Source organism: Bacillus paranthracis (assembly GCF_001883995.1).
In the GTDB taxonomy this organism is placed as follows: domain Bacteria; phylum Bacillota; class Bacilli; order Bacillales; family Bacillaceae_G; genus Bacillus_A; species Bacillus_A paranthracis.
On record NZ_MACE01000051.1, the window covers coordinates 82,265 to 106,491 of the forward strand.

30 protein-coding genes and 1 riboswitch are annotated in these 24,227 nt (G+C 35.3%); of the genes, 4 read left to right on the forward strand and 26 right to left on the reverse strand.

The features are described 5' to 3' along the window. Positions 1 to 170 precede the first annotated feature (170 nt). The 8 genes from BAQ46_RS21610 to BAQ46_RS21645 form a co-directional block, all read right to left on the reverse strand. Entirely contained in the window at positions 171 to 884 is a 714-nt protein-coding gene (locus BAQ46_RS21610; protein ID WP_000755470.1) for a hypothetical protein, read from the reverse strand. A gap of 48 nt (positions 885 to 932) precedes the next feature. Beyond that, entirely contained in the window at positions 933 to 1,136 is a 204-nt protein-coding gene (locus tag BAQ46_RS21615) for a DUF2768 domain-containing protein (protein WP_001288998.1), read from the reverse strand. A gap of 267 nt (positions 1,137 to 1,403) precedes the next feature. Continuing rightward, on the reverse strand, positions 1,404 to 1,655 hold the full coding sequence (locus BAQ46_RS21620; RefSeq protein ID WP_000369754.1) for a stage VI sporulation protein F: 252 nt from the start codon (positions 1,653 to 1,655) through the stop codon (positions 1,404 to 1,406). A gap of 114 nt (positions 1,656 to 1,769) precedes the next feature. Continuing rightward, positions 1,770 to 2,792 (reverse strand): NAD(P)H-dependent glycerol-3-phosphate dehydrogenase, encoded by a 1,023-nt coding sequence (locus BAQ46_RS21625; RefSeq protein WP_000161776.1) that lies wholly within the window; start codon positions 2,790 to 2,792, stop codon positions 1,770 to 1,772. A gap of 18 nt (positions 2,793 to 2,810) precedes the next feature. Continuing rightward, entirely contained in the window at positions 2,811 to 4,121 is a 1,311-nt protein-coding gene (gene der / locus BAQ46_RS21630; RefSeq protein ID WP_001125893.1) for a ribosome biogenesis GTPase Der, read from the reverse strand. Positions 4,122 to 4,245: 124 nt separating this feature from the next. Continuing rightward, the gene (locus tag BAQ46_RS21635) at positions 4,246 to 4,431 is read right to left on the reverse strand and encodes a capping complex subunit for YIEGIA (RefSeq protein ID WP_000979054.1); all 186 of its coding nucleotides are present in this window, start codon (positions 4,429 to 4,431) and stop codon (positions 4,246 to 4,248) included. After that, the gene (locus tag BAQ46_RS21640; RefSeq protein ID WP_000575282.1) at positions 4,428 to 5,321 is read right to left on the reverse strand and encodes a YIEGIA family protein; all 894 of its coding nucleotides are present in this window, start codon (positions 5,319 to 5,321) and stop codon (positions 4,428 to 4,430) included. Before BAQ46_RS21640 ends, BAQ46_RS21635 begins: the two co-directional genes overlap by 4 nt. Further along, positions 5,314 to 5,925 carry a YphA family membrane protein gene (locus tag BAQ46_RS21645; RefSeq protein WP_000399224.1) on the reverse strand — a complete coding sequence of 204 codons (612 nt, stop codon included), beginning with the start codon at positions 5,923 to 5,925 and terminating at the stop codon, positions 5,314 to 5,316. Before BAQ46_RS21645 ends, BAQ46_RS21640 begins: the two co-directional genes overlap by 8 nt. Before the next feature lie 116 nt (positions 5,926 to 6,041). Between BAQ46_RS21645 and BAQ46_RS30165 the strand changes: the two genes are divergently transcribed. Continuing rightward, positions 6,042 to 6,176, forward strand: coding sequence for a YpzI family protein (locus BAQ46_RS30165; protein WP_000513898.1), 135 nt, complete (start codon positions 6,042 to 6,044; stop codon positions 6,174 to 6,176). A 317-nt stretch (positions 6,177 to 6,493) separates the two neighbouring features. On the opposite strand, the gene BAQ46_RS21655 is transcribed toward BAQ46_RS30165, so the two are convergent. The 4 genes from BAQ46_RS21655 to BAQ46_RS30435 all read right to left on the reverse strand — a co-directional run bounded on the left by BAQ46_RS21655 (position 6,494) and on the right by BAQ46_RS30435 (position 10,017). After that, a complete protein-coding gene (locus BAQ46_RS21655) occupies positions 6,494 to 7,543 on the reverse strand; it encodes a type 2 isopentenyl-diphosphate Delta-isomerase (protein ID WP_000251042.1) in 1,050 nt (349 codons plus the stop codon). A gap of 12 nt (positions 7,544 to 7,555) precedes the next feature. Beyond that, positions 7,556 to 8,704, reverse strand: coding sequence for a 30S ribosomal protein S1 (gene rpsA, locus BAQ46_RS21660; protein WP_000229577.1), 1,149 nt, complete (start codon positions 8,702 to 8,704; stop codon positions 7,556 to 7,558). Between the two features lie 333 nt (positions 8,705 to 9,037). Continuing rightward, positions 9,038 to 9,715 carry a (d)CMP kinase gene (gene cmk / locus BAQ46_RS21665; RefSeq protein WP_000361264.1) on the reverse strand — a complete coding sequence of 226 codons (678 nt, stop codon included), beginning with the start codon at positions 9,713 to 9,715 and terminating at the stop codon, positions 9,038 to 9,040. Positions 9,716 to 9,843: 128 nt separating this feature from the next. Continuing rightward, on the reverse strand, positions 9,844 to 10,017 hold the full coding sequence (locus BAQ46_RS30435; RefSeq protein ID WP_000738061.1) for a YpfB family protein: 174 nt from the start codon (positions 10,015 to 10,017) through the stop codon (positions 9,844 to 9,846). A gap of 180 nt (positions 10,018 to 10,197) precedes the next feature. On the opposite strand from BAQ46_RS30435, the gene ansA reads away from it, so the two are divergent. Then, positions 10,198 to 11,172: an asparaginase gene (ansA, locus tag BAQ46_RS21675; RefSeq protein ID WP_000822020.1), complete on the forward strand. Its 975-nt coding sequence runs from the start codon at positions 10,198 to 10,200 to the stop codon at positions 11,170 to 11,172. Between the two features lie 37 nt (positions 11,173 to 11,209). Here ansA and BAQ46_RS21680 read toward each other — a convergent pair whose 3' ends face one another. From BAQ46_RS21680 to BAQ46_RS21735, 12 genes are all read right to left on the reverse strand, one after another. Beyond that, the gene (locus BAQ46_RS21680; RefSeq protein ID WP_001168493.1) at positions 11,210 to 12,190 is read right to left on the reverse strand and encodes a YpdA family putative bacillithiol disulfide reductase; all 981 of its coding nucleotides are present in this window, start codon (positions 12,188 to 12,190) and stop codon (positions 11,210 to 11,212) included. Between the two features lie 109 nt (positions 12,191 to 12,299). After that, a complete protein-coding gene (locus BAQ46_RS21685; RefSeq protein WP_001240643.1) occupies positions 12,300 to 12,830 on the reverse strand; it encodes a peptidoglycan recognition protein family protein in 531 nt (176 codons plus the stop codon). A gap of 79 nt (positions 12,831 to 12,909) precedes the next feature. Then, positions 12,910 to 13,146 (reverse strand): DUF3961 domain-containing protein, encoded by a 237-nt coding sequence (locus tag BAQ46_RS21690; protein WP_001983018.1) that lies wholly within the window; start codon positions 13,144 to 13,146, stop codon positions 12,910 to 12,912. 92 nt (positions 13,147 to 13,238) lie between these two features. Then, a complete protein-coding gene (locus BAQ46_RS21695; protein WP_000526181.1) occupies positions 13,239 to 13,448 on the reverse strand; it encodes a hypothetical protein in 210 nt (69 codons plus the stop codon). Positions 13,449 to 13,527: 79 nt separating this feature from the next. Further along, entirely contained in the window at positions 13,528 to 14,814 is a 1,287-nt protein-coding gene (gene gudB, locus BAQ46_RS21700) for an NAD-specific glutamate dehydrogenase (RefSeq protein WP_000225176.1), read from the reverse strand. 267 nt (positions 14,815 to 15,081) lie between these two features. Continuing rightward, positions 15,082 to 15,690: a genetic competence negative regulator gene (locus BAQ46_RS21705; protein WP_001235392.1), complete on the reverse strand. Its 609-nt coding sequence runs from the start codon at positions 15,688 to 15,690 to the stop codon at positions 15,082 to 15,084. A 77-nt stretch (positions 15,691 to 15,767) separates the two neighbouring features. After that, positions 15,768 to 16,643, reverse strand: a complete 876-nt coding sequence (locus tag BAQ46_RS21710; RefSeq protein WP_071742719.1) for a MerR family transcriptional regulator — start codon at positions 16,641 to 16,643, stop codon at positions 15,768 to 15,770. After that, positions 16,643 to 17,419 carry a metallophosphoesterase gene (locus BAQ46_RS21715; RefSeq protein ID WP_000637818.1) on the reverse strand — a complete coding sequence of 259 codons (777 nt, stop codon included), beginning with the start codon at positions 17,417 to 17,419 and terminating at the stop codon, positions 16,643 to 16,645. Before BAQ46_RS21715 ends, BAQ46_RS21710 begins: the two co-directional genes overlap by 1 nt. 57 nt (positions 17,420 to 17,476) lie before the next feature. Further along, positions 17,477 to 17,956 (reverse strand): LysM peptidoglycan-binding domain-containing protein, encoded by a 480-nt coding sequence (locus tag BAQ46_RS21720; RefSeq protein ID WP_001254345.1) that lies wholly within the window; start codon positions 17,954 to 17,956, stop codon positions 17,477 to 17,479. Positions 17,957 to 17,978: 22 nt separating this feature from the next. After that, entirely contained in the window at positions 17,979 to 18,542 is a 564-nt protein-coding gene (locus BAQ46_RS21725; RefSeq protein ID WP_061130497.1) for a CPBP family intramembrane glutamic endopeptidase, read from the reverse strand. Then, entirely contained in the window at positions 18,542 to 20,071 is a 1,530-nt protein-coding gene (locus tag BAQ46_RS21730) for a RecQ family ATP-dependent DNA helicase (RefSeq protein ID WP_061130498.1), read from the reverse strand. The genes BAQ46_RS21725 and BAQ46_RS21730 overlap by 1 nt, the downstream gene beginning before the upstream one ends. Continuing rightward, positions 20,061 to 21,122 carry a YpbB family protein gene (locus BAQ46_RS21735; RefSeq protein ID WP_001176996.1) on the reverse strand — a complete coding sequence of 354 codons (1,062 nt, stop codon included), beginning with the start codon at positions 21,120 to 21,122 and terminating at the stop codon, positions 20,061 to 20,063. Before BAQ46_RS21735 ends, BAQ46_RS21730 begins: the two co-directional genes overlap by 11 nt. A 267-nt stretch (positions 21,123 to 21,389) precedes the next feature. Here BAQ46_RS21735 and BAQ46_RS21740 point away from each other — a divergent pair, with 267 nt between their 5' ends. Next, the gene (locus tag BAQ46_RS21740; protein ID WP_001151996.1) at positions 21,390 to 21,638 is read left to right on the forward strand and encodes a ferredoxin; all 249 of its coding nucleotides are present in this window, start codon (positions 21,390 to 21,392) and stop codon (positions 21,636 to 21,638) included. Positions 21,639 to 21,761: 123 nt separating this feature from the next. Here the strand turns inward: BAQ46_RS21740 and BAQ46_RS21745 are convergent, their stop codons facing one another. Further along, positions 21,762 to 22,340 (reverse strand): ECF transporter S component, encoded by a 579-nt coding sequence (locus BAQ46_RS21745; protein ID WP_000810850.1) that lies wholly within the window; start codon positions 22,338 to 22,340, stop codon positions 21,762 to 21,764. Between the two features lie 162 nt (positions 22,341 to 22,502). Next, a riboswitch (FMN riboswitch) is annotated at positions 22,503 to 22,642 on the reverse strand. 245 nt (positions 22,643 to 22,887) lie between these two features. Here BAQ46_RS21745 and BAQ46_RS21750 point away from each other — a divergent pair. Next, on the forward strand, positions 22,888 to 23,574 hold the full coding sequence (locus BAQ46_RS21750; RefSeq protein ID WP_000711807.1) for a hypothetical protein: 687 nt from the start codon (positions 22,888 to 22,890) through the stop codon (positions 23,572 to 23,574). Between the two features lie 28 nt (positions 23,575 to 23,602). Here BAQ46_RS21750 and BAQ46_RS21755 read toward each other — a convergent pair whose 3' ends face one another. Continuing rightward, a complete protein-coding gene (locus BAQ46_RS21755) occupies positions 23,603 to 24,217 on the reverse strand; it encodes a peptidoglycan DD-metalloendopeptidase family protein (protein ID WP_000645703.1) in 615 nt (204 codons plus the stop codon). Between the last annotated feature and the right edge of the window lie 10 nt (positions 24,218 to 24,227).

Sequence of the window (24,227 nt, forward strand, 5' to 3'; positions counted from 1 at the left end):
TATAATATCTGATATAATATAATGGTATTCTAGAAGTTCGGACAATATATCATATAATTTTGTCCAATTTCATATGACTATTAAAAAAATACCTTTTGTTTGCATCGCAAGTTGTGTAACATAAAAAACCTTTCTTCTAGAACTTATTCACTAAAAGAAAGGTTCATGACTTATGATTTTAAAAAAATTGGTTCTCCACTCTTTACCGTATACGGTAAAGAATACGCAGGTACAAACGGAGAATCTTTCGAAAGTATATTTCGAATATCTTCCCCCTCCTTAAATTGCCCTTCATTTTTTTTCAACGCTTCATATAAGTCGATTCTATAATCAACATAAATTTCTCCCTTCTCATTAATTACAAAAGGAAGGCCTTTACCAGAATATGGACTTGTCACTTGCGGTACATCTTTATATCCAAGTTTTTTGAAATCTAATTCATACACACCATCTGAAATTACCTTTTTAAAAGGTGGATATTGATGTTCATCTCGATACATCCTCAGCTTTAATGATAATTGCTGAATTTGTTCAGCCATCCTCACATCAATTAATTTTACTGTTGGGTTTGTTTCAACGTCTATTAATACGTATTGATATACTCCCCCGCTTTCATAGGCATTCCCTGGTGCTTCTTGTATGTAACGCGGAGAAATCTTTTGAAAATCGATTGGGTATTTTTGATAAATAGGCGTATTCATATCCCGCGTCTTAATTGGCAATATCCCGTCATTTTGCTCCTTAAATGTCGCAACAGCTTTTTGAACGACTTGTAGCTGATCTTCATAAGGAACAGCATTTTGTTTCATATTTTCTTTTGGATACAGACACCCTGTTAAAATGCTCATACAACAAAATATTAAAATAATATGGACTTTTTTCACTAGTAATCACCTTTTCATACTAATATAACTCGCTCCGTACCATGCCCTTTACTGCTGTACAGGACCACTAAATACAACAAGAAAAATAACAATTCCTGACACAATCATGAGGGTGTACGCTACCAATGCTGTAATCCCTTTCAAAACTTTATTCTTTATTTTATATCTGCTTAGTAAAATAAAACTTACTGCAAAAAACATAAATCCAATTGCTCCTAAAGCAAACCACATTTTTATAAGCCCTTCCGACATATACACACCCCTTTTTATTAATCTATTTTTATACTATTTTAACAAATTAAAATCTTTAAACAAATACAAAAAAGAACATTTTACTACAAATCGAGAATATGTAGTTTTAATCAATAGGTTTTTCAGCATTTTCCACCAGTCTAGATAAAAATAAAACCGAAGCGAGCATATCTCTCGCTTCGGTTGACCAAATATGCCCAAAACAGCTCTATTCCCATACTTTCATGGCTATCATATGCAATTTACAAACTCTTTGTTTCTCATATTTTATTTTTTAAACATTTTGCTTAACGAGCCAAAATCTGTCGGCATATTATTGTTAATAATCGCTTTTACAATTTGATCCTCTTGTTCTTTCGGCACTTCACGTCCTGCCATAAGAGCCACCTGATGAATCAATTGACGAAGTACAGTCTCATCACGTAAATTCGCATTTTGTACCGATGATGCTAATTTAAAAATATCTTCTTTATTCACTTTCGCTTCTTTTTCAATGTTATTAAAAATGTTGTTATCCATTCTTTTCACCCTCTCCTCAAGTTACTCTTCATCCTATGCAAAAATAAAAAAATGGTGAAAAGACCCAAAAAATAAAAAGCGACAGAAGTACAAATGTACTTCTGTCGCTTTTCTTTAAAGTAAGTCAGGTATAGCTTCCACTTCGTGTTTTCGAACACGCCCCATTAATGAGCCTACTGCATCTTTTACATTATTCCCATTGAATAGCACATCATATAAAGCAGCTGTAATTGGCATTTCTACTTCCATTTTTTCTGCCAATTCATGAGCAGCTTTCGTTGTTCTTACACCTTCGACAACCATACCCATACTTTCTAACACTTCTTCTAAAGAGTGTCCTTTTCCAAGCATATTTCCAGCACGCCAATTTCGGCTATGAACACTTGTACAAGTTACAATTAAGTCACCCATACCAGTTAGTCCAGCAAACGTTAACGGATTTCCACCCATTTTTCTTCCTAAACGAGCAATCTCCGTTAAACCACGCGTCATTAATGCCGCTTTCGCATTATCCCCTAATCCAAGACCATCAGTTATCCCAGCAGCTAATGCGATAATATTTTTTAACGCACCACCAAGTTCAACTCCAACGATATCTGGATTTGTGTATACACGGAAGTAACTATTCATAAACAAATCTTGTACTTCCTCAGCCGCTTCCATACGCTTTGCTGCAGACGTAACAGTTGTCGCTTGGCGCAACCCTACTTCTTCAGCATGACTCGGTCCAGACAGTACAACAACATCTTTAATCAAGTCCTCTGGAATTTCTTCCTCAATCACTTCCGAAATACGTTTTGACGTACCAGGTTCAATTCCTTTACTTGCATGAATCCAAGTAGTGGGGCCCGCTACATATTTCTTCATATCTTGCAGTACTTCTCTATACGCTTTCGTTGGTACTACAAGAAGTACTACATTTACATCTACTAATGCTTCTTCTAAAGAAGAGTAGGCTACGATTGTGCTTGGCAATGTAATTCCTGGGAGATATCGACTATTCTCATGTTTTGTATTAATCTCATCCATAAGTTCAGAACGATTTCCCCAAATACGTACATCATGCCCATTGTCAGCTAATACCATCGCTAACGCTGTTCCCCAGCTACCTGCTCCAACTACTGTGATTTTTGTCATAAAATCACATCCTCTCCATTAGTCTCTTGCTCTAGCGATAATGTGAATCGGTGTTCCTACAAAGCCGAATGATTCACGTAAACGATTCTTTAAGAAGCGCTCATATGAGAAGTGCAATAGTTCTGGATCGTTTACAAACACAACAAATGTTGGTGGTTTTACCGCAACTTGTGTTGCATAGAAAATCTTCAGACGACTACCATTATGCGTTGGCGTTGGATTCATCGCTACCGCATCCATAATTACATCATTTAATACGTTCGTTTGAATACGGATACTATGGCTTTCATTTACCTCATCAATAACCGGTATTAACGTTTGTGTACGTTTTCTCGTTTTTGCAGATAAGAATACAATCGGTGCGTACTCTAAAAATTGGAAATGAGCACGGATGTTTTCTTCAAATGCTTTCATTGTTTTCTCGTCTTTTTTCACTGCGTCCCATTTGTTTACAACGATCACGACAGCTCGCCCTGAATCATGAGCGTATCCAGCGATTTTTTTATCTTGTTCAATAATTCCTTCTTCACCGTCTAAAACGACTAAAACAACGTCAGAACGTTCAATCGCTCTTAGTGCACGAAGTACACTATACTTTTCTGTACTTTCATACACTTTCCCTTTTTTACGCATACCAGCTGTATCAATAATTACATAATCTTTTCCATCTTTACTATATGGTGTATCGACAGCATCACGAGTTGTTCCTGCTACATTACTAACAATTACACGCTCTTGACCAAGAAGAGCATTTACAAGTGATGATTTCCCTACGTTTGGACGTCCAATTAAAGAGAAACGAATTGTATCTTCATCATATCCGTCTTCTTCAATCTTTGGAAAATGCTGTGCAGCTTCGTCTAATAAGTCACCTAATCCTAATCCGTGTGTACCTGAAATTGGGAATGGCTCACCAAATCCTAATGCATAGAAATCATAAATGTCACTGCGCATTTCCGGATTGTCCACTTTATTTACTGCAAGTACAACCGGTTTATTTGAACGATATAATATTTTCGCAACTTCTTCATCAGCTGCTGTTACACCGTCACGACCATTTGTCATAAAAATGATAACATCCGCTTCATCAATTGCCACTTCAGCTTGTTGACGAATTTGTGTCAAAAATGGCTCGTCTCCAATATCAATTCCACCTGTATCAATAATGTTAAATTCATGATTTAACCATTCTCCAGCGCTATAAATACGATCGCGCGTTACACCTGGAATATCTTCTACAATTGAAACTCTCTCTCCAACAATTCTATTGAAAATAGTAGATTTCCCTACGTTCGGGCGGCCTACTATTGCTATTACTGGTTTCGGCATATACTTTCATCCTTTCAACTTGCTTCTGTTTATTATGTAAAAAACCCTTCTTTGTGCAAGAAGGGATTTGCATTCCAGAATATTTCTCAGCGTATCAAAACACCTCACATTATAACACACGTTGCTAATGTTTCACAATAATATATACATTCTCTTGTAAGCGATGCGCAATGCCATCTAGAATTGCCTCTAAATTATTTGCAACAAATTCTAACTCCTCTGTCGATTCACAAGTAAACAGAGGGGCACCACCAGCAAATTTCTCCGGAGTCGTTGTAATAACTGCAAGAATTACACTTTCTAACATCATCTCTTATCTCCCCTTCCTTTCGGGGCTTCCGATGACATATGAACAGCACTTTCTAACGTCGGCACGTTCCCTATGACACCTATTGCTTTCTCCACATCTTGATCTTGTGGTAAGACAAAGATTCCAACCCTGCCATCCTCTAAATCACGCTTTGCTAGCGGCGCAAGTGCCGGCGTACCAGAATCTCTATAAATCCCTAAAGCAACAGAAACATCATGTAAAATAGCTTGTCGTTGCCCTAAGTTTGAGATTGTCACCATCGCATCAATTGATTTCGGTCTTAAAATAAAGCCCATTCCATATTTCATAATTTCCTCTTGTCTTGCTGGCAATCCAATATTCATAATGTAAATATTATCAATATATAGCCCCGCCCCTTCAAAACGAAGTGGAACATGCTCGATATCAACAAGATCATGCAACCTCTTACCAGACATTAATGTTTTCGCGATAAAAAATGCGATGATAGCCATAACGACTCCAGCAATCCATGAACGGAACCCTATATAAGCAAACGTCGTTACAAACGACGTTAACATCGCCAAATAGTTGCGACTTTCAAAAACTAATGCAATTCCTTCAATATATGTATTCCCACGTGGTACAAGCTCATAACCATCTAATTGTTGAAGTGTATTTCTTTCCATATTACGCACATCACGAAACTGTGTTGCTGCTAACGTAAGAAACGTAATGGCAGAAAAATCTTTTTTCAATATAGACGGAATTGCAATCGCTCCTAAAGCCGCCGCAATTAACCCCATCGCAATATGAATAATTTTCCCGTGGAGCCTCGTCGGATATTGCCGGGTATCTGTCCGAAGCATGAGCACTCTCGTTACTGTCCCTGCTATTACGCCGCATAAAATGGCCGGTGTATATTCAATCATGTATTACCCTCGCCTTTCTTTTACGTGTTTTCCTCTTAAACTGTTCCATGTGTACGGAGACTTTCGCAATCCAAAATAAAATTGCCATGAATAATGTAGAAACAGCAACGATATCAAAAAACGCTAAACTACCGTAATCGTAAGGAAAATGCAGTTTCCGAAAAATAATTGTCACAAACAATTCTCCCTGTAACATTCCTATATAAAGAGAACATAGTCGTAATATGCGATCCTCATGTAATAAAACGGATGCATATACAAGAGCGCTACTTAACAAAAACAACCTGTCCACCACAATCCAAATTGGATCATATACTTCTAACAAATGAAAACTTGTATATAACATTGCAATAATAAGTGCCGAAAGTAAGCTATATAATTTTTTCCAAATAGAATAGAGCGTGAGTCCTATAAAAGCTATACCAGAAAGTAAAAGTGCATTTACTGATACCGTAAATGAAGCAATCGTTACATGTAACGGAGAACAAATAATAAAAATCAATATACAGGCGCTTATCTTCCACCGAATAGAGTCCTTTTTCATAAAAAATGTTACGACAATCCACCCTATCCAAGCTACAAAATAAAAAGTACTCCCTTCCATCATTTCACCTCCTATGTTTTCCATTATGGGAACTTTTTATGAAAGTTAATCCACTTTCTTCGCGCATAGTTTTTTCATATAACAGCAACACTTTTAATAAGGAGGTGCTATTCATTATGGGTAAAGATCGTCAAGAAAAAAAACTAAGAGAATCTCGCCGCGTTGAATCTGATCGTGACCAATCACTACAATATCCGGGTGCAACTGGACTTGATACACCTGAGCAAGCTCGAAAACAGAATCAGCACTAATGAATACAAAAAGACGGTTTCGATATTGTACGAAACCGTCTTTTACATATTTCTTCATAATTTCTATTCATATTGAAATAACATTTCACATACAAATCTTTCTAAACTTTATTTTTATCCATACCTATTTTTCTTAGAAAAATTAAACCTTCTGCAATAATTCAATGGCACATTATCTACATTTCTCAGTCGCAAATTTTACAAGATACTGTTTATATATAGGAATTATTTCATTTTTCTAGAATATCAATTCCATCCCTCGCTTTATATTACTAAAATGAATAGAAAACAAAAAAATCAACCAAACGGTCGATTTTTTATCTTCTACTATAATGCGTCGTATCAATGCCACGCTGCGTTAACCAATGATACGTTTCGCCCTTTACAACAAGAGGAACAGACTGTAACTCTTCTATCGTCTTCGCGCCAAGAGCTGTCATAATAAATTTCAAGTCTGCATGTAATAGATCAATTTCATCCACTAACTTCTCGATGCCATCTTGCATTAAAATGCGTAAAAAGTATCCAGCAAAAGCAGTTGTATTCGCCCCTAATGCGATTGCTTTCGCTACGTCAAGCGCTGTTTGTATACCCCCAGATGCAATAAAAGAGAGGTTATTATTTGTAGAGGTTGCTTCAATAATCGAGGTAGCTGTTTGTATGCCCCAGTTATTAAAATAAGAAAGCATTCGCTGTCTTCTTTCATTTTCAACAGCAGCAAAATTCGTACCACCTTGTCCGCCAATATCAATTGCCGTTACACCTACGCTCGCTAACTGTTGCATTGTTTCCTTACTCATCCCAAATCCAACTTCTTTTACAATGACAGGAACTTTACTATTTAAAACAATTTTCTCAATACGCTGAAGTACACCAGTAAAGTCACGGTCTCCTTCTGGCATCGTTAACTCTTGTATGACATTTAAATGAATTTGCAATGCATTCGCTTCAACCATATCAACAGCACGCTCTGCCTGTTCAACAGTTGCCTCACTACCTAAATTAGCAAAGAAAATACCATTTGGATTTACCTTTCTAATAATCTTATAAGAAGCAGCCTCACTTTCATCTTTTAACGCTGCCATTTGCGATCCTACAGCCATAGCAAGGTTATGACGTTTCGCTACATATGCTAATTGCTCATTAATATGTAACGTTTTCTCTCCTCCACCACCAGTCATCGCATTGATAAAAATCGGCGAACTTAGTGAAAGTTCGCCGATTTTTGTTTCACATGTTATTGTGTCATAATTTGAATTTGGCAAGCTTTGATGCACAAAATCAATATCATGAAAGCCATGCGTACGAGACTGACCAGTAGAAAGAGCGTATTCAATATGATCTAATTTACGTTTTGCCCTTACCACTTGTACCCCTCTTTATTTTTTTAATTTTTTCAGTTGTTCACCAATAATGTCACTTAATTGGAAAGTAGCAGAATCAGCATTCGGTTCATACTGACTATAATCTTCAGTTACATTATTTTCCTCAAGCGCTTCTTTTATACTTAAAGAAATACGTTTCTCTGCTACATGCACTTCAAGCACTTTCACTTTTACTTCTTGTCCCATTTCCAATACTTCATTTGGATTTTTCACGTGACGATTTGCAATTTGAGATACATGCACAAGACCTTCAACGCCCGGTAAAATTTCAACGAATGCACCGAATGTAACAAGACGTTTTACTACTCCTTCACGAATATCTCCAGCTTTTACTTCGCCACCAACATTTTCCCAAGGTCCCGGTTGAGCTGCTTTAATTGATAAAGAAATACGTTGTGTGTCAGCATCAACAGATAATACCTTTACTTTTACCTTTTGACCTTGCTCTAATACTTCAGAAGGTTGCTCTACACGTTCGTGTGAAATTTGTGAAATATGAACTAAACCGTCCACACCGCCAACATTAACGAAAGCACCAAAATCCGTTAGTCGTTGTACTGTCCCTTCAACAACGTCGCCTTCTTTTAATGAAGAAATTGCTTCTTTCTTCTTAGAATCTAGTTCTAATTCTACTACCGCTTTATGCGAAAGGATTACACGATTTTTTTCACGGTCCAATTCAACAATTTTCACGGCTAATGTTTTGCCTTTATAGTCAGTAAAATCTTCTACATAATGTACTTCTACAAGTGAAGCTGGTATAAAGCCACGAACACCAAGGTCCACAACTAATCCACCATTCACGATATCTTTTACGGTAACATCAAATACGTGACCAGAAGTAAATTTCTCTTGTAATTCTACCCATGCTTTTTCTGCATCAACAGCACGTTTAGATAATACAAGATCATCCTCTTCTAACTTAATAACCTTTAATTCTAGTGTTTGATCTAATTCTACAACATCGCTTGCTTTTTCAATATGAACGTTAGCTAATTCACTAATTGGAATTACGCCATCTGTTTTGTATCCAACATTTACAAGCACTTGTTTCTCTTCAACTTTCGTTACAGTACCTGTAACAACGTCACCAACTTGTAATTCTTTTGAATCCATAACTTCTTCATTCATTTTCTCTACCATGGAAATACCTCCCTACAGAATTGACAAAGCATTTTTTATGTATATACGAAATGAAAACAATTGTTTTCATTTGCATGTTTAAGAATTTATCATCACATACGTAAGCTTCATACATTTCACTAGAAAATATATTAAACCTATATAAATAGTATACAGCAAAATCATGTTGAAGAAAGTATGTTTTGAAATATAATAGCGAATATATTCTGACAGTTTTATTCCTCTTTAACTAACTTCTTATAAATCCAGTCATTTGTCAAGGAAAGAGACTCACAATTCACGTATCCTTTACATTTTTATATAAACAAAAAAGAAAGAGGCTCCCCCCTTTCTTTATTTCGCAAACACTCCCGAAACAATACCCATAATTTTTTGGACAACTTCTTCAATTGATAAAGAAGTTGTATCTAATTCCAATGCATCATCAGCTTTTTTTAGAGGAGAAACTTCGCGTTCTGAATCTAATTTATCACGCTGAGCAATTTCTTCTTTTAATTGCTCTAAATTAGAATCGAAACCTTTATTCATATTTTCTAAATGTCTTCTTTCTGCTCTTTCTTCAACAGAAGCAAGCATAAAGATCTTCACTTCAGCATCTGGTAACACATGTGTACCAATATCACGACCATCCATTACAACGCCGCCTTTTTCCGCTAACTCTTGTTGACGGCGTACCATTTCTTCACGAACAAGGCGATGTTTCGCCACAATCGATACTCGATTCGTTACCTCAGGTGTACGAATTACTTCAGAAACATCTTGTCCATTTAAAAATACAAGTTGTGTATTTTCTCCTTGCTGAAACTCGATTTTCACATTTTTTACAACTTCCATTAACTGCTCTTCATTTTCAATATCCACTTTTTGCTCAAGGGCTGCGTATGTAATCGTACGATACATTGCGCCTGTATCAATATAAACGTAAGAAAGCTTCTTCGCTACAACTTTCGCAACTGTACTTTTTCCAGCAGCTGCTGGACCATCTATAGCAATTGAAATTCGTTTATCCATTGTAACACCTCATTTTTTCACTTATAAAACAAAACGAAAAGCAGGTATTCTCCTGCTTCTTCTCATTTGCTTCACGTCATTAAATCCTCAATTATTGTAGCATAATCCTTCATAGAAGAAAATGAAAACTACCTATTCACCTGTAAGATTTCTGCTTTGTTTTTTACCATGACACCTTCATAATAAACAATTTTAGATAAATATTTCACTGATGACTTATGTATAAATAACAATTGCACAACAGAAAGACAAATGAATTGTATTATTAATATACGAATAAGCATTCTCTCCATCTTTTTCAACGTAATGGCTCCCTCCTATACTGTATTTGCACATTTCGTTTCGTAATTTTATACATCGTACATATAGCATTTCATTTTATTGTCATTTTCGAGGCATACTTTTATACATTTCCATTGTCGAATTTACTCAAAACATGTTATGTTCTAAATGTATTTTTTTACTTGAAAGGGGTATAAGCATTGAAAAGAATCCTAGTTTTACACACAGGTGGAACAATTGCAATGGAGGAAGATAAAGAAACTGGGGTCGTACAACCAGGTGAAAAAAATCCTCTTTTAAAATTCATTCCTGATTTAGAAGGCGATGTTGATTTAATCGTTGAAGATGTGTTTCATCTACCATCTCCTCATATGACACCGAGCGAAATGTTACAATTACAAGTCATCATTGATGAAAGAGTAAAACAAGACAACATTCATGGCGTAGTCATTACGCATGGTACGGATACATTAGAAGAAACGGCCTATTTCTTAGATTTAACAGTACAAGCAACTATTCCGATCGTTGTAACAGGCGCAATGCGCTCTAGCAATGAATTAGGTGCTGATGGTCTATATAACTTCTTATCAGCTGTAAAAGTCGCTAGCAGTAGTGAAGCTGCCGAAAAAGGCGTTTTAGTCGTATTAAACGACGAAATTCATTGCGCTACAAACGTAACGAAAACACATACAAGTAATGTAGCAACATTCCAAAGTCCACAGTATGGACCAATCGGTATGGTAACAAAACGTGGTGTTGTATTCCACCATGCTTTAGTACATCACGAAACATATTCAGTAAATAAGGTTTCTAAAAATGTAGTCGTTCTAAAAGCGTACGCTGGTATGGACGATACATTGTTAGCAGCAATTGAAAATCTTCCAGTAGACGGGATTGTTATTGAAGCGCTTGGACAAGGTAATTTACCTCCAAGAACACTTCCTAGTCTAGAACGGCTAATAAATAAAGGAATTCCTGTCGTATTAGTTTCTCGCTGTTTCAATGGGATCGTTCAAGATGTATATTCATATGAAGGTGGCGGCAAACAATTAAAAGATATGGGTATTGTATTCACATACGGTTTAAACGCTCAAAAAGCACGTATTAAATTATTAGTTGCATTAGAGAATACAACTTCTCATGAAGCAATCCAAAACATGTTTATGCACGATTAAAAAAGAAGCTGTCGAAGTTTATTCCGACAGCTTCTTTTTATATTTCTCTTGTTGCAATGGTTTGCGCAATCGCATCCCCATGAAATCGACCGTTCTCAATAAATATTTCATTTGCATTATTTCCAGCAGCAATTACACCTGCAATGAAAATATTTGCAGCGTTCGTTTCCATCGTATCCTCTGCATAAATTGGACGTCCTGTCGCTTCATCAATCCGAACACCCATCTTTGTTAAGAAACTATGATCAGGATGGTAACCAGTCATCGCAAATACAAAATCATTTTGGATTGTATATGCTTCGCCATCAACTGTATACGTTAATGTATGTTCAGTAATTTCTTTCACATGAGCCCCGAAATGCATGTGAATTGTACCATTTCGAACTAACGCCTCAAACTCTGGCAAAATCCAAGGCTTTATGCTTGGTGAATACTCACTTCCGCGATATAGTACCGTTACACGCGCACCAGCTTTCACAAGCTCTAACGCGGCATCTACACTCGAGTTTTTCCCACCTATAACTACTACATCTCGATCAAAATAAGGATGTCCTTCTTTAAAATAGTGAGCTACCTTCTTCAATTCCTCACCTGGAACGTTCATATAATTTGGATTGTCATAATATCCAGTTGCTACAACAATATATTTCGCTATATACATTTCTTTACTTCCGTCACGCTTTGTCGTTTCAACCTGAAAAACTTCTCCATCTTTTTGAACTTTCTCTACTCGTTCAAAAGCATTTACACGTACAGATTTACGCTTTACTACTTCACGATAATACGCAAGCGCTTGATTTCGAACAGGCTTACGATTTTCTGTAATAAAAGCTACATCACCAATTTCTAATTTTTCACTAGAAGAGAAAAATGTTTGATGGGTTGGATAATTATAAATCGCATTTACAATGTTTCCTTTTTCAATTACTAACGGATTTATCCCTACCTTTTGCAACGAAATTGCTGCTGCTAATCCGCACGGACCGCCTCCAATTATGATAGCTGTTTCTTTCTGCATACTCGGTTCACTCCTAGTCTTCTACCAATACACTATTTATAAAAACAAGAAAAAACCTACTTACAGCAGTAGGCACCTATCTTTATTGTATTCATTTTTCATATATTTGTCATCTAAACGAAACGTACATCCGATAGACATCTGCTAAAAACTGCTGAAATTTAATACCTTGTTTCCCTAAAACATTTTCAGGATCAATCTTTCTGGCTGGATCAAGTGTTTTATGTGATACGATATCTTTTTTCGGATTCAAGCCGAAGTTTTGACATAAATACGCATGATACCACGTAAAACGTGTATATGCTTCCCAAAAATTAACATCACCGCCATAACAAAGCTCCACTCCAATGGCAGCCTTATTGGCATCATACCCATATAAGTCATTATCTGTCGGCACACCATATCGAACATGATAAGCAACTTCATTTATAGGAATAATTTCTAGTATTGTTTTGTCATCTATAAATGTATGTGCCGAAGCTTTCGGTTGTATTTCATTAAAATAATCCCGATTCCCAATCGCATTGCTACCAGGATTCCCCGTATCATGGCTTACAATAAACCTTACTTTAGAAAGAGGAATTCCCGGCCGTGAACTTCCATATCCAATATAGTTACGCTCTATAGGAAACATCGCCATTACTACCAACTCCCGCTTCAGAAGATTACCTTACTTCTTTATATATGTATTCGGTAGCAATGTCCTTATAGCATATTTCTTACGCGAAGAGAAAATCGAAAATATTTGATGTGAACACCATAAATAATAAAATACTTACAGCAACTCCATAAAAACCGTAAAACCAAACACAATCTTCTTTCGTATCTAAACCGAAAAATTTATTTACTGATTGTAATAATGTGCCGCGCTTACTTTGTTTGTTTCTTAATACTTCCACTCGTTCTACAACATCCGCTGGCATCATAAATCTTTGGTCTACTGTCATTTTCATCATTTATCTCTCCTTAAAATCATTTCCGTTTTGTTTATCTAAGGAGAGTATAGCACGTTTGTTCGCATAGAACAAGCGTTCTTTTCGTTTTTATTTTATTTTTCAGCAAATCCAGTAAGAATCGTGATTACAAAGGCGATAATTGGCCCTACTACAACCGCACCAAATATTAAAAACAGTAGCCCTTCCCCGAACACCCGAACAATACTTGTCTTTTTGGCTTTCGTCGTTCTTGCAAGTTCTCCCTCTAACCTCTTAACCTTTTCTTCTAATTGTTCTACCCGTTCCATCATTTCATTTCCCATTTACAACACCTCACTCTAATACTTCAACAAAAAAAACGTGATTCCCTCGAAAGGAATCACGTTTTCTCACAATATAATATTATACCCAACCTCTGAAGCGACTTGCTTCAGCCATTTTACGAACACCGACCATATACGCTGCTAAGCGCATATTCACTTTACGAACTTGTGCTGTTTCATAAATAGAATCAAATGATCTTACCATTACTTTTTCTAAACGTTGTTCTACTTCTTCTTCAGTCCAGTAGTAACCTTGGTTATTTTGTACCCACTCAAAGTAAGATACTGTTACCCCACCAGCACTCGCTAATACGTCTGGAACAAGTAAAATTCCGCGATCTGTTAAAATTTTAGTTGCTTCTAATGTTGTTGGACCATTTGCAGCTTCAACAACGATTTTTGCTTTAATATCATTAGCATTTTCTTCTGTAATTTGGTTCTCAATTGCAGCTGGAACTAAAATGTCGCAATCAAGTTCTAACAATTCTTTGTTTGAAATTGTATTATTAAATAGTTTTGTTACTGTACCGAAGCTATCACGACGGTCTAATAAATAATCAATATCTAATCCGTTTGGATCATGTAATGCGCCGTAAGCATCTGAGATCGCAATAACTTTCGCACCTGCATCATGCATAAATTTAGCTAAGAAGCTACCAGCATTACCGAATCCTTGAACAACAACGCGTGCACCTTTAATATCAATGTCGCGTTTTTTTGCAGCTTCGCGAATACAAATTGTAACACCTTTCGCTGTTGCTGTTTCACGTCCATGTGATCCACCTAATACAAGTGGCTTACCTGTAATAAATCCTGGTGAATTAAATTCGTCAATACGGCTATACTCATCCATCATCCATGCCATAATTTGAGAGTTTGTGAATACATCTGGAGCTGGAATATCTTTCGTCGGTCCTACGATTTGGCTAATTGCTCGTACATAACCGCGGCTTAATCTTTCTAACTCACGGAATGACATTTCACGCGGGTCACAGATAATTCCACCTTTACCTCCGCCATATGGTAAATCAACAATACCACATTTTAAACTCATCCAAATTGAAAGTGCTTTCACTTCATTTTCTGTTACATTCGGATGGAAGCGAATTCCACCTTTCGTTGGACCAACAGCATCATTATGTTGTGCACGATATCCTGTAAATATTTTAACAGTCCCGTCATCCATACGAACTGGTATTTTCACTGTCATCATACGAACTGGTTCTTTTAATAATTCATATACTTCGTTTGGATAACCCAATTTTTCTAACGCTTCACTGATAACAATTTGTGTTGAATTCAATAGTTCAAAATGTTGTTCCCTTTGTTGTTGTGTTTTTGTTTGAGTTCCCTTTTCGGCTACCATAGTAAGTAAACCCCCTGTAATTTCACTTGTTTAGTAAACCTTCATTGCCTAGTATACACCGTTAAATTTGGAATGCAATAGAAAACGCTAACAAATATATACAAAGTATTTTCTTTTGCAAGCGTTTTCACTATCATTATAGTCCTTTTATCGCTTTTAGAAAAGTAAAATACTTAAATATTTAAATATTTTTTATTTTATTCATGTACAGTACTTTGAAAAAATACATTTAAGTAAGGTAAAAAACAAAACCTTAGCTATGTTACATTAGCTAAGGTTTTGTTTTTTCACAAAGTAATTGTGTATTTGTTCAATTGCTTGAGAAGCCATTAATTCTTTACCATACTCCATTAGACGATAAATAGTTGCTGTAGACGGATTACCATATTCCGCTAAAATAGCTATAAAATCTGCCTTCAGTAATTGTATTTGCTCCTCTTCTTCCATCCAAAGATAGAAACGCCCATCCCACGTATATAATTTTCCGCCAGTTACATCAAGGTTATATAAACGATTCGACAGGTTAATTACGTCATCTAGTGTAGCAAACTCATAAAGGATATGCTCGCTTTCATCTAGAGTCACTTGCATTTCAATAAACTCGTCACGGAACTCATCATCTGTATCCGCTTCTTGATGTTCTTTCGTTACAATTACGACCATTCCTTGTGCTTGTAGAGAAAATACTTCAACTGCAATCGGGCCATCCGCTTCAAATCCCAATTCTTTATTTGCTTCTTGCATCATATCACGAAATAATTGCTGTACTTTCGGTGCATTTCTCCACAAATCTTCTTTCGTTAATCCTCGTTCAGATAAATCATCAAATGTTAAGAAAATTTTTATCTTATTGTAATTTAATCGTTCCAGCCTCATCTCATACCCTCCCTACGCAACCAATGAATATAATTTTTATTATATGAAATAGAAAATAGATGGTTCTTTTCGAACAACTATTCTAATATTTTTAACCAATCATCCCATTCTTCTTTCGTGTCACCAATTAGGCTTGTTTGAATGTTCAACTGATCTCCAGCACCTATTTCTCCTATAACCCCAACAGAAAGGTTTTCACTTTTTTCTTGCAACAAATTCAAGTAGCTCGTTGCGTTCTTCAGTTCTCGTCCGTCATCAAAAGAGATTACTACATATTTAGGTCTTATTTGCTCAACAGCTAACGTAATACTATCTTCCGCTAAGCTTGCCCTAATATATATCACCTCATATCCTTTTAATCGTAAATACGTTGAGAAAACAAACCCTTTCAACATATTACTTTCTAACACAACAACTTTGTGTATAGAAGAAAACGATGATGCATTATGATATACCATCCCTAGACGCGTTTGTAAAAATGATACGACATATTGGAATTGCACCATTGTAACTTCATTATTATTTTTTAACGTTAACAATTTATTTGACACTTGAAGAACAATACTTGCGATAACTTTTTCTGTTGCATAAATACTAAAGGCCTCGTTTAACAATGCAGAAGTTGTAATTTCATCAAATTTTAACAAAGCTTGTAGTAAATCGTCCACTAAAACAACTTCTCTATCGTAATGTATTTCATTTTGAACACTATTCTGCAAACGATTCCCTTCTAATAATTGAACTGCTTGTCCAATCATCATGCCGGAAGAAACCTTGTCCATTAACCATTTCAAAATTTGAATATGCTCTTCTGTATATAATCGATGCCCCGCATGATTCCGCTTTGGGGCAATCATTTGATATCTTCTTTCCCATGCACGAAGCGTACTTGGTTGAACTCCAATTATTTTTGAAACAGCTTTTATGTTATATTTTCCGTTTAGAGTTGGCATCATTTCCCTCCGCATAACGTAATAATATGTGTTTGAGCAGGTGCTCGGAAGCGAAGTGGAATCAACGTTGTTCCATACCCATTACTAACAAAAAGAGTTATATTTGAATGCTTATATACGCCACCTTTTAAATATTTTTTAGATGGGAATAATCGAATCTGCCCTCCATGTGTATGTCCACTTAGCACAAGTGAAATTTGTTCTTTTCCAGACATTTTATTTATTATATCAGGGTTGTGGCTAATTAATATGCGAAAACCATCTTCTTTACAATCAGCCAACGCTAAATCTAAACGATCACGTTCCAAACCAACATCATCTACACCGAGCAAACAAATTTTCTCTCCTAATTCAGACTCAAATACAACTCTTGTATTATCTAAAACTTTTACATTATTTTCTAATAACAAAGCATCTAATTCATGATATTCAATTTCATAATCATTATTTCCCCATACAAAATATACAGGAGCTATCGCTCTTAGCTTTTGTATATTTGCAGAGATTTTCGATAAAGGGACACCTTTTTCCGCTAAATCACCACCAATAATTACAAGATCAACTCTTCCTTTTACTTGTTCAATTAACGAATTCGAAATGACCCTTCTATGAATATCAGATATAAAAAATACATTTACTTTTTGAAAACTTTTCGGAAATTCTTCAAATATTAAAGTATGTTCTAGCACCGTATTACGCATTGCTTCTGTATACATTACAAGAAGCATTATAATACCAATACAAACGAGAGTACTTAATAAGATAATCCATATCATATATTTTTACTCCCCTCCTCATAAAGATAATCCTCAGTTTTTATAGTAAGTATTTTACTAACTTTCTCGCTTTGTGGACTTATCTTTTATCGGAATTTTTAATTCTTGACCTACATTCACTTCATCTTTTTGTAAATCATTATACTTTTTAATCACTTCGATCCCAGTTTCATCTGAAAAATATTGCTTCGCTATACTTTCTAAAGTTTCTCCCTCTTTCACCGTATGCGTGACGACTTTCTCAGATGATGCCTCGGACTCAGATTTAGCTGAATCAAAAAAAATAACCTCAAATGCACTTTTTCCAGCGTTATTACTATCACTTTTCACCTGAATATATTTATCTGTATACCATAAGATGCTAATTGGTAGTAATATGAATAGAAATGTTAAAACTCGAACGAAAATATGATTCATTTTAAACTTTTGTTTTTTTTCTTTATTTCTATGAATTTCACTACGCGGCGGTAAACCTTCTTTTTCTTCCACTCGCTCAACTTCTAATTCCTCTTCAAAATCAGGAATTCGTCTTCTCATGTTGTTCACCACCACCTTCCATTTATTTTCTTAATTGGAGTCCCATTATAAAATCAACAAGAAAGTGTGCAAAGATTGTTATAAACAAATTTCCTGTCCATTCAAATACGTAACCAAAGACAAAACTAATGAAACAGACGAAACAAAACAAAAATGGCTTTTTTATATACCGAATATGTAACACTGCAAATACAAAACTCGCTATTACAATTCCAAAGTGCGTCTGCACTACACCTCTAAATAAAAATTCTTCTGCAAAGCCGATAATGAACGTAATAACGAGTAGATGCATAACTGACATCCCTTGAAACATCCTATCATTAATACCACCATCATCAAACCAAGACTCTGGAAATACTCGCATTGCAACATAATCTAATAACACAATACCAATCGCTAACAAGCCACCTATTATAAATATAGACACCGGTTCCCATTTCCACAGACTATACACCGATTTTATATCTCGGAATAGTATATATGCTAGTAAACAACCGATACCGATAATAATGAACTGTGTGATATACAGATTCAGCCTTATTTCTTTCGGACTCATATCTTCAATATTATGCCTTTGAATGTTCATCATTCCCCCATCTTTTCTAGACCGAAAAGCTTTTGTAACTCTGTTTCCCAATTATAGTCGAAATCCGATTGTTGCGCTTGTCTTTTTTTATAATCTGTTTTTGTAATATGACAATAGTCGCAGCAATTCTTTAACTCGCCCTCTTTTCTGTAATCGAACTGTTGTAGCAAATATTCACGTCTACATCCTTTCACTTGTATCCACGATTTCATATTTTCTAGCTCACTATATTTATTACGTAACCTTATTTCTACTTCAGCTATTAATCTGTTCATAATTTCATCTGACAAGCTCTCTAATATTAGTTTTCGTTGTTGTATGATTCCAAGCTGTTCAAGATGATAGCGGATGAAACGCCAATATTGTTCATTAAATCTTGCTGCATTATAACAAATTTCTTCTACCTCTTCTATTGGTAATTCTTTCGTTTGAAACATTCTTTCCTGTAGTAAAGAAAATAAAAATTGTATTTGTGACTGGCTTGGCAATTCATCTTCAATTATTGAAATTGGTAAATCGTGATCTAACGGACTACATAGTAAAATAGCTATACTTGGTTCACCATCTCTTCCAGCTCTTCCGATTTCTTGTAAATAAGAAGCTATATTAGTCGGATAGTGAAAATGAATAATATATCTCGTGTTCGATTTATTTACTCCCATACCAAAAGCACTTGTACATATTACAAGCTGTAATTGGTCATTCATAAACTGCTGTTGAATTAACATACGCTCTTCATGTTCCATACCACCATGATAGAAAGCGACACCAGTAACGCCTTTTCCTCTTAAATATTCCGTTAAACGTTCTGTCCACGCTCTGCTTGAACAATATACAATCCCCGGCCCTTGTAAATACATCACCTGGTCCAAAAGCGCCTCTTTCTTCTCTTCTATCGTCTCTACAAATTGTACTTCCATTGCTATATTTGGACGATCAATAGAGTATACATGCTGCGTCACATTCTCCAAATTCAAACTCTCTGCTATATCTCGGAGTACATCTTTCGTCGCTGTTGCAGTTAATGCTAGCACTGTAGGAGACCCAATATTCTTAATAACTACATTTAGTTTTTTATAATCTGGTCTAAAATCATAACCCCATTGCGAAATACAATGAGCTTCATCCACAACAAATAATGAAATATGAACTTTCTTCAATTCTCTTATTAACAATTCCGACTGCAACATCTCTGGTGATACAAAAATAAATTTATAAGAAGCTAATCTTTTCATCGCTTCTCTTTTTTCCTGTAATGTCCGAAAACTATTAAATGCTATCACTCGGTTTTTCACAACATATTTTAATTGTGTAACCTGATCTTCCATCAAAGATAATAATGGTGATACAACAAGTACTGTCCCTTCTTGCATGAGCCCTGGAAGTTGATAGCACATAGACTTCCCTCTTCCGGTCGGAAGCATCGCTATAACATCTTTTCCTTCCAATAAATCTGTAATTACCCCTTTTTGACCTGGACGAAATTCAGAATATCCAAACCACCTATATAAATATTCCTCAAGTTTCATTTATACCCTCCATCCGCGCCAATACAAGACGAACTTCAAAATAAGAGATATCCTCTCCAACCGCTTGTTTCAACTCACGCAGCTTACGTGTTTGTAATGCATCAATTACTTCTGTTACTTTATCTATTTTGTCTTTTTCCATAAACATCTCGATTGAAAAATCTCTTTCTCGCAAAGCAATTTCAACAAAATGATCTTCTATCGTTGCAACCTTTAGATTTCTAATTGTCGCTATTTCTTCTAATGAGCGCCCTTGCCTCCAAAAATTATATGTTTTTTTTGTTGATAAACTAAATAATTCAGCTCTCTCATTTGGATAAGAAATAATTTCAGCTAATAACGGAAATTCATTTTCATAATCGCGAACTTCTTGTATAAGGAAATGAATTGTACCCCAAAATAAAAAGTACACCCTGAAAACATCTCGTTTCGTAATTTCTGCTAACTGCTGCAATGTACAACCGATACGTTCATATCCTGTTAATCTATATGTTACAATCGTTGCTTCTACCACATCACATTTCCTTAAAAGAGTATATATTTCTTTCCATAATCTTTTTGCCAATTCACTACGCCTATACGGCATACCTGTTAAAAAGCGTTTCACCCAAACCATTATTTCTGTATCTTGTTGAATAGGAATAAACTTCGTATTATTCTGTTGTAAATTAGATATAGTTTGAATAATTAAAGATAATCTTTTCCAAAATGTTTCACCTAATTCACCATAGTGCAAACCATGTAAATGCGCTGGAAAAGCATACCCTTCCTCCCATGTATGTAACTGCATTTTACCTTTAGGTGTTAACAAATATGTATTTTCATGTATTTCTTGAATCAAATCTGCTTGCAACAACTTTGCAACTTCACGATCATATTCAGCTCTATTTAGCGATTTATATATTCCAAACAAAAAAGAAATTCGGAACATATTTCCATCTTGTAACGTTTGCGAAGAACGTTTTCCCTTTAATAAATAATAAATAGAAGAAACGGTCCTTTCACCATTCAATTGTTTTAAACAATACAATACAGTATATTGTAGTTGCATTACCGCTTCCACCTTTCAATCTAACTTAGTTACTCATTAAACTTATCATATGGGCAATATGTACTTGTATATATTCTATTGTACCAAACGAAATAACATTTACGTATTTTGAAAATCTTATGACATAATGCAGAAATTAGTTGACACTCTAATTGATAAGGATTATCATTATAATTTTATGTTGAAAAGTTTTAAAAACCGTTTTACAATAAGGTTATAATTTTTATGGCGAGCTTTTCACATACATATTATCAGGAGGGAAAAAAGATGGCAAAATATACAATCGTTGATAAAGATACTTGTATCGCATGTGGTGCTTGTGGCGCTGCTGCACCAGACATTTATGACTATGATGATGAAGGTATTGCATTCGTAACATTAGACGATAACCAAGGTATTGTTGAAATTCCAGATGTATTACTTGAAGATATGATGGATGCATTTGAAGGTTGTCCAACTGACTCAATTAAAGTTGCTGACGAATCATTCGACGGCGATGCTTTAAAGTTCGAATAGTCTTTTATTAACTTCAAAAAATACCCCTCATTTCTTTGAGGGGTATTTTTTGTTTTCTATTTTCATTCTCCTTATTAAAAAACCATTAGTAGTTACATACTACTAATGGTTTTATTTTATATTTTATGCATTTTTCATTTTTGCAAACACCCATACTTTCAGGCGTGAGAATAACGCTACAAATACAATTGTCACAACAATTCCTTTAATCAAATTAAATGGTAAGATTGCCGTTACAACCGTTGTCTTTATCGCTTCGCTAGACATAGCTGGTGAATTTAAAAACCAAGTGTAAGCTGGGAATATGATGATGTAATTTAATACGCTCATAATAAGAGCCATTGTAATTGTCCCTAGCATTAATCCTGTCGTTAAACTCTTAACAGTACGATACTTTCTAAATAAGAAAGCTGCTGGTCCAATAAATAAACATCCTGCAATAAAGTTAGCAATTTCTCCAACTGGTACTCCCGTTAAACTCCCTTGAATCCCGTAATGTAAAATATTCTTTATCGCTTCTACAATTATCCCTGCAACCGGCCCGAAAATAATTGCAGCAATTAGAGCTGGTACATCACTAAAATCAATTTTTAAAAATGGCGGAAGCCCTGGGAATGGGAAATCCAACATCATCAGTAAATATGCAATACTACTTAGCATCGCTACACTCACCATCTGCACTACACTGTTTTTTTGTTTCATCTTTCTCTCTCCTTTTCCATCGATCATCTCATGGAAAGTGGAAAGGTTCTGCTATGCCTACTTTTTCATAGAACGAAAAAACCCTTTGTGTTTTACACAAAGGGAGAATTTAAGGCACATCAAACAGACGTTCAAATACTTATCTTTTTTGAACGCTTGAACCTCCATCTTCTCCCATCCAGACTGTACTGTCGGCTTTGGAATCACACCAAATCCTGCCTTAACGGCTCGCGGGCTTAGAACAAAATCACATATAGTTCATCACCGCCGGTCGGGATTTTCACCCTGCCCCGAAGATAGACCGATATTCTATTTTCCACTTCATTATACAACAACATGATCGTATTGTGAACAAAAAAATCGTAACTTATTAAAAATAAGTTGTTGATTTTACATAATCAAAATCATTCATTATATTTTACAATACACTCCATATTTTTTAGTATTCGGCATTTCTCCTATGAATCCCCTAGTCATATATAATTAAAAGTGATAAGATGTTGAATTGTTAAGATAAGAACATTTTCTGGATTATGGAGGAAATGTCATGAAGAAAGAGAAGAGACACTCTATTCGAGAAACAATGAAAAAAAACTTAAGGAAAGAATACTTTTACTTAAAAAAAGAATTACTTTTCTACTGTCCAATTGATTTAGGCACATTCTCAAGCGAGACATACTATGCTGCTTTCGATGAAGATGGCATCAGTATTTATCAGTATGATAAAAAGACAGAAAGTAAATTAAAATTATGTGAGCGTCATCCGTGGAAGAGTTGGAATAAAGTGAAGGTGGATCATTATTTAACAACTTCACAATTTATTTTTCAAGGTGAGCGAAACTGGATATTATCCCTTTTCCAAAAAGGAAAAGAAGCTCAAAAAATAATCGAAGAGCATACATCTTTACAAACTGAAGTTGTTTCCCGCTCTTTCTTAAAAAAACTTCCTGGTTTCCGTTCTAATGCACCGTTGAATAAATACATCGGCAGCATTTGCTATACTGCACTCATTGCATTTTTATTAAAATGGATGATTCCATTTCAAGGACCACAAATCGCCCTGTACTCTATTTCAATCGGTTGTATGCTTCTTGGTTTACTTTGTTTGACAATTGGTTTAATTGAACCGACTATTGTACTATTTCGAACAAACGAAAAAACAAGAGCGAAAGTATTTTACTTATATAGCTACTTAGCTATTTCTGGATTTATATGTGTCTTTATTTTTTGGTAAAAAAGAGCTAGTTAAACTAGCTCTTTTTTTACTTTACATATAATTGTTGATTTGGATAAATGAGCTCTTGTTGCAACCCATTTTTTTCTTGAATTTCCTTAACGGACATTCTAAATTTCCGTGCAATGCTAACTAGAGTATCACCTTTTTGGACAACGTATAACGATGAAGAAACTGTTTCATTTCTTTGTTCATGTAAAACAAGCAATGGATTCATCGCATTCTTTTTTGCCATCGTCCATCTTCCTTGATGAACTTCTAAATGTAAGTGTGCACCTCGGGATTCTCCTGTATTTCCTACTTCTCCAATTATTTCTCCTTTTGAAATATAATCCCCTTGAACTACATATCTCTTATTTAAATGTGCATACACAGCCTCATATTCTCCATGTTTAATAAATATAACGTTTCCATAACTACTTGAATAATAAGACTTTGTTACCTTCCCTTCTTGAATAGCTGACACAGGCGTGCCGATCGGTGCCGCTATATCTATACCGTAGTGTTTTCCGTGCCTTGTTCCAAAATAATCACTTATCTGTCCTTCAACAGGCCATGCCCATTGATTTCCCTCTGCGTACACATGTAATTGAGATAAAAACAGTACTGTCAATAACATGACGCCGTATTTTAAAGCTTTCATATACATCCTC

What these genes read in the sequence shown, in the direction of transcription:
- BAQ46_RS21755 (WP_000645703.1), bottom strand. Translation starts at nt 24,217, where the DNA reads ATGAAAGCTTTAAAATACGGCGTCATGTTATTGACAGTACTGTTTTTA.
- BAQ46_RS21680 (WP_001168493.1), bottom strand. Translation starts at nt 12,190, where the DNA reads ATGCAGAAAGAAACAGCTATCATAATTGGAGGCGGTCCGTGCGGATTA.
- BAQ46_RS21730 (WP_061130498.1), bottom strand. Translation starts at nt 20,071, where the DNA reads ATGAAACTTGAGGAATATTTATATAGGTGGTTTGGATATTCTGAATTT.
- BAQ46_RS21645 (WP_000399224.1), bottom strand. Translation starts at nt 5,925, where the DNA reads ATGGAAGGGAGTACTTTTTATTTTGTAGCTTGGATAGGGTGGATTGTC.
- BAQ46_RS21635 (WP_000979054.1), bottom strand. Translation starts at nt 4,431, where the DNA reads ATGATGTTAGAAAGTGTAATTCTTGCAGTTATTACAACGACTCCGGAG.
- BAQ46_RS21695 (WP_000526181.1), bottom strand. Translation starts at nt 13,448, where the DNA reads ATGGGAAATGAAATGATGGAACGGGTAGAACAATTAGAAGAAAAGGTT.
- BAQ46_RS21705 (WP_001235392.1), bottom strand. Translation starts at nt 15,690, where the DNA reads ATGAGGCTGGAACGATTAAATTACAATAAGATAAAAATTTTCTTAACA.
- cmk (WP_000361264.1), bottom strand. Translation starts at nt 9,715, where the DNA reads ATGGATAAACGAATTTCAATTGCTATAGATGGTCCAGCAGCTGCTGGA.
- BAQ46_RS21715 (WP_000637818.1), bottom strand. Translation starts at nt 17,419, where the DNA reads ATGATATGGATTATCTTATTAAGTACTCTCGTTTGTATTGGTATTATA.
- der (WP_001125893.1), bottom strand. Translation starts at nt 4,121, where the DNA reads ATGCCGAAACCAGTAATAGCAATAGTAGGCCGCCCGAACGTAGGGAAA.
- BAQ46_RS21740 (WP_001151996.1), top strand. Translation starts at nt 21,390, where the DNA reads ATGGCAAAATATACAATCGTTGATAAAGATACTTGTATCGCATGTGGT.
- BAQ46_RS21620 (WP_000369754.1), bottom strand. Translation starts at nt 1,655, where the DNA reads ATGGATAACAACATTTTTAATAACATTGAAAAAGAAGCGAAAGTGAAT.
- BAQ46_RS21745 (WP_000810850.1), bottom strand. Translation starts at nt 22,340, where the DNA reads ATGAAACAAAAAAACAGTGTAGTGCAGATGGTGAGTGTAGCGATGCTA.
- BAQ46_RS21750 (WP_000711807.1), top strand. Translation starts at nt 22,888, where the DNA reads ATGAAGAAAGAGAAGAGACACTCTATTCGAGAAACAATGAAAAAAAAC.
- BAQ46_RS21710 (WP_071742719.1), bottom strand. Translation starts at nt 16,643, where the DNA reads ATGCCAACTCTAAACGGAAAATATAACATAAAAGCTGTTTCAAAAATA.
- BAQ46_RS30165 (WP_000513898.1), top strand. Translation starts at nt 6,042, where the DNA reads ATGGGTAAAGATCGTCAAGAAAAAAAACTAAGAGAATCTCGCCGCGTT.
- rpsA (WP_000229577.1), bottom strand. Translation starts at nt 8,704, where the DNA reads ATGGTAGAGAAAATGAATGAAGAAGTTATGGATTCAAAAGAATTACAA.
- BAQ46_RS21615 (WP_001288998.1), bottom strand. Translation starts at nt 1,136, where the DNA reads ATGTCGGAAGGGCTTATAAAAATGTGGTTTGCTTTAGGAGCAATTGGA.
- BAQ46_RS21720 (WP_001254345.1), bottom strand. Translation starts at nt 17,956, where the DNA reads ATGAGAAGACGAATTCCTGATTTTGAAGAGGAATTAGAAGTTGAGCGA.
- BAQ46_RS21685 (WP_001240643.1), bottom strand. Translation starts at nt 12,830, where the DNA reads ATGGCGATGTTTCCTATAGAGCGTAACTATATTGGATATGGAAGTTCA.
- BAQ46_RS21690 (WP_001983018.1), bottom strand. Translation starts at nt 13,146, where the DNA reads ATGATGAAAATGACAGTAGACCAAAGATTTATGATGCCAGCGGATGTT.
- BAQ46_RS21640 (WP_000575282.1), bottom strand. Translation starts at nt 5,321, where the DNA reads ATGATTGAATATACACCGGCCATTTTATGCGGCGTAATAGCAGGGACA.
- BAQ46_RS21725 (WP_061130497.1), bottom strand. Translation starts at nt 18,542, where the DNA reads ATGAACATTCAAAGGCATAATATTGAAGATATGAGTCCGAAAGAAATA.
- BAQ46_RS21625 (WP_000161776.1), bottom strand. Translation starts at nt 2,792, where the DNA reads ATGACAAAAATCACAGTAGTTGGAGCAGGTAGCTGGGGAACAGCGTTA.
- gudB (WP_000225176.1), bottom strand. Translation starts at nt 14,814, where the DNA reads ATGGTAGCCGAAAAGGGAACTCAAACAAAAACACAACAACAAAGGGAA.
- BAQ46_RS21735 (WP_001176996.1), bottom strand. Translation starts at nt 21,122, where the DNA reads ATGCAACTACAATATACTGTATTGTATTGTTTAAAACAATTGAATGGT.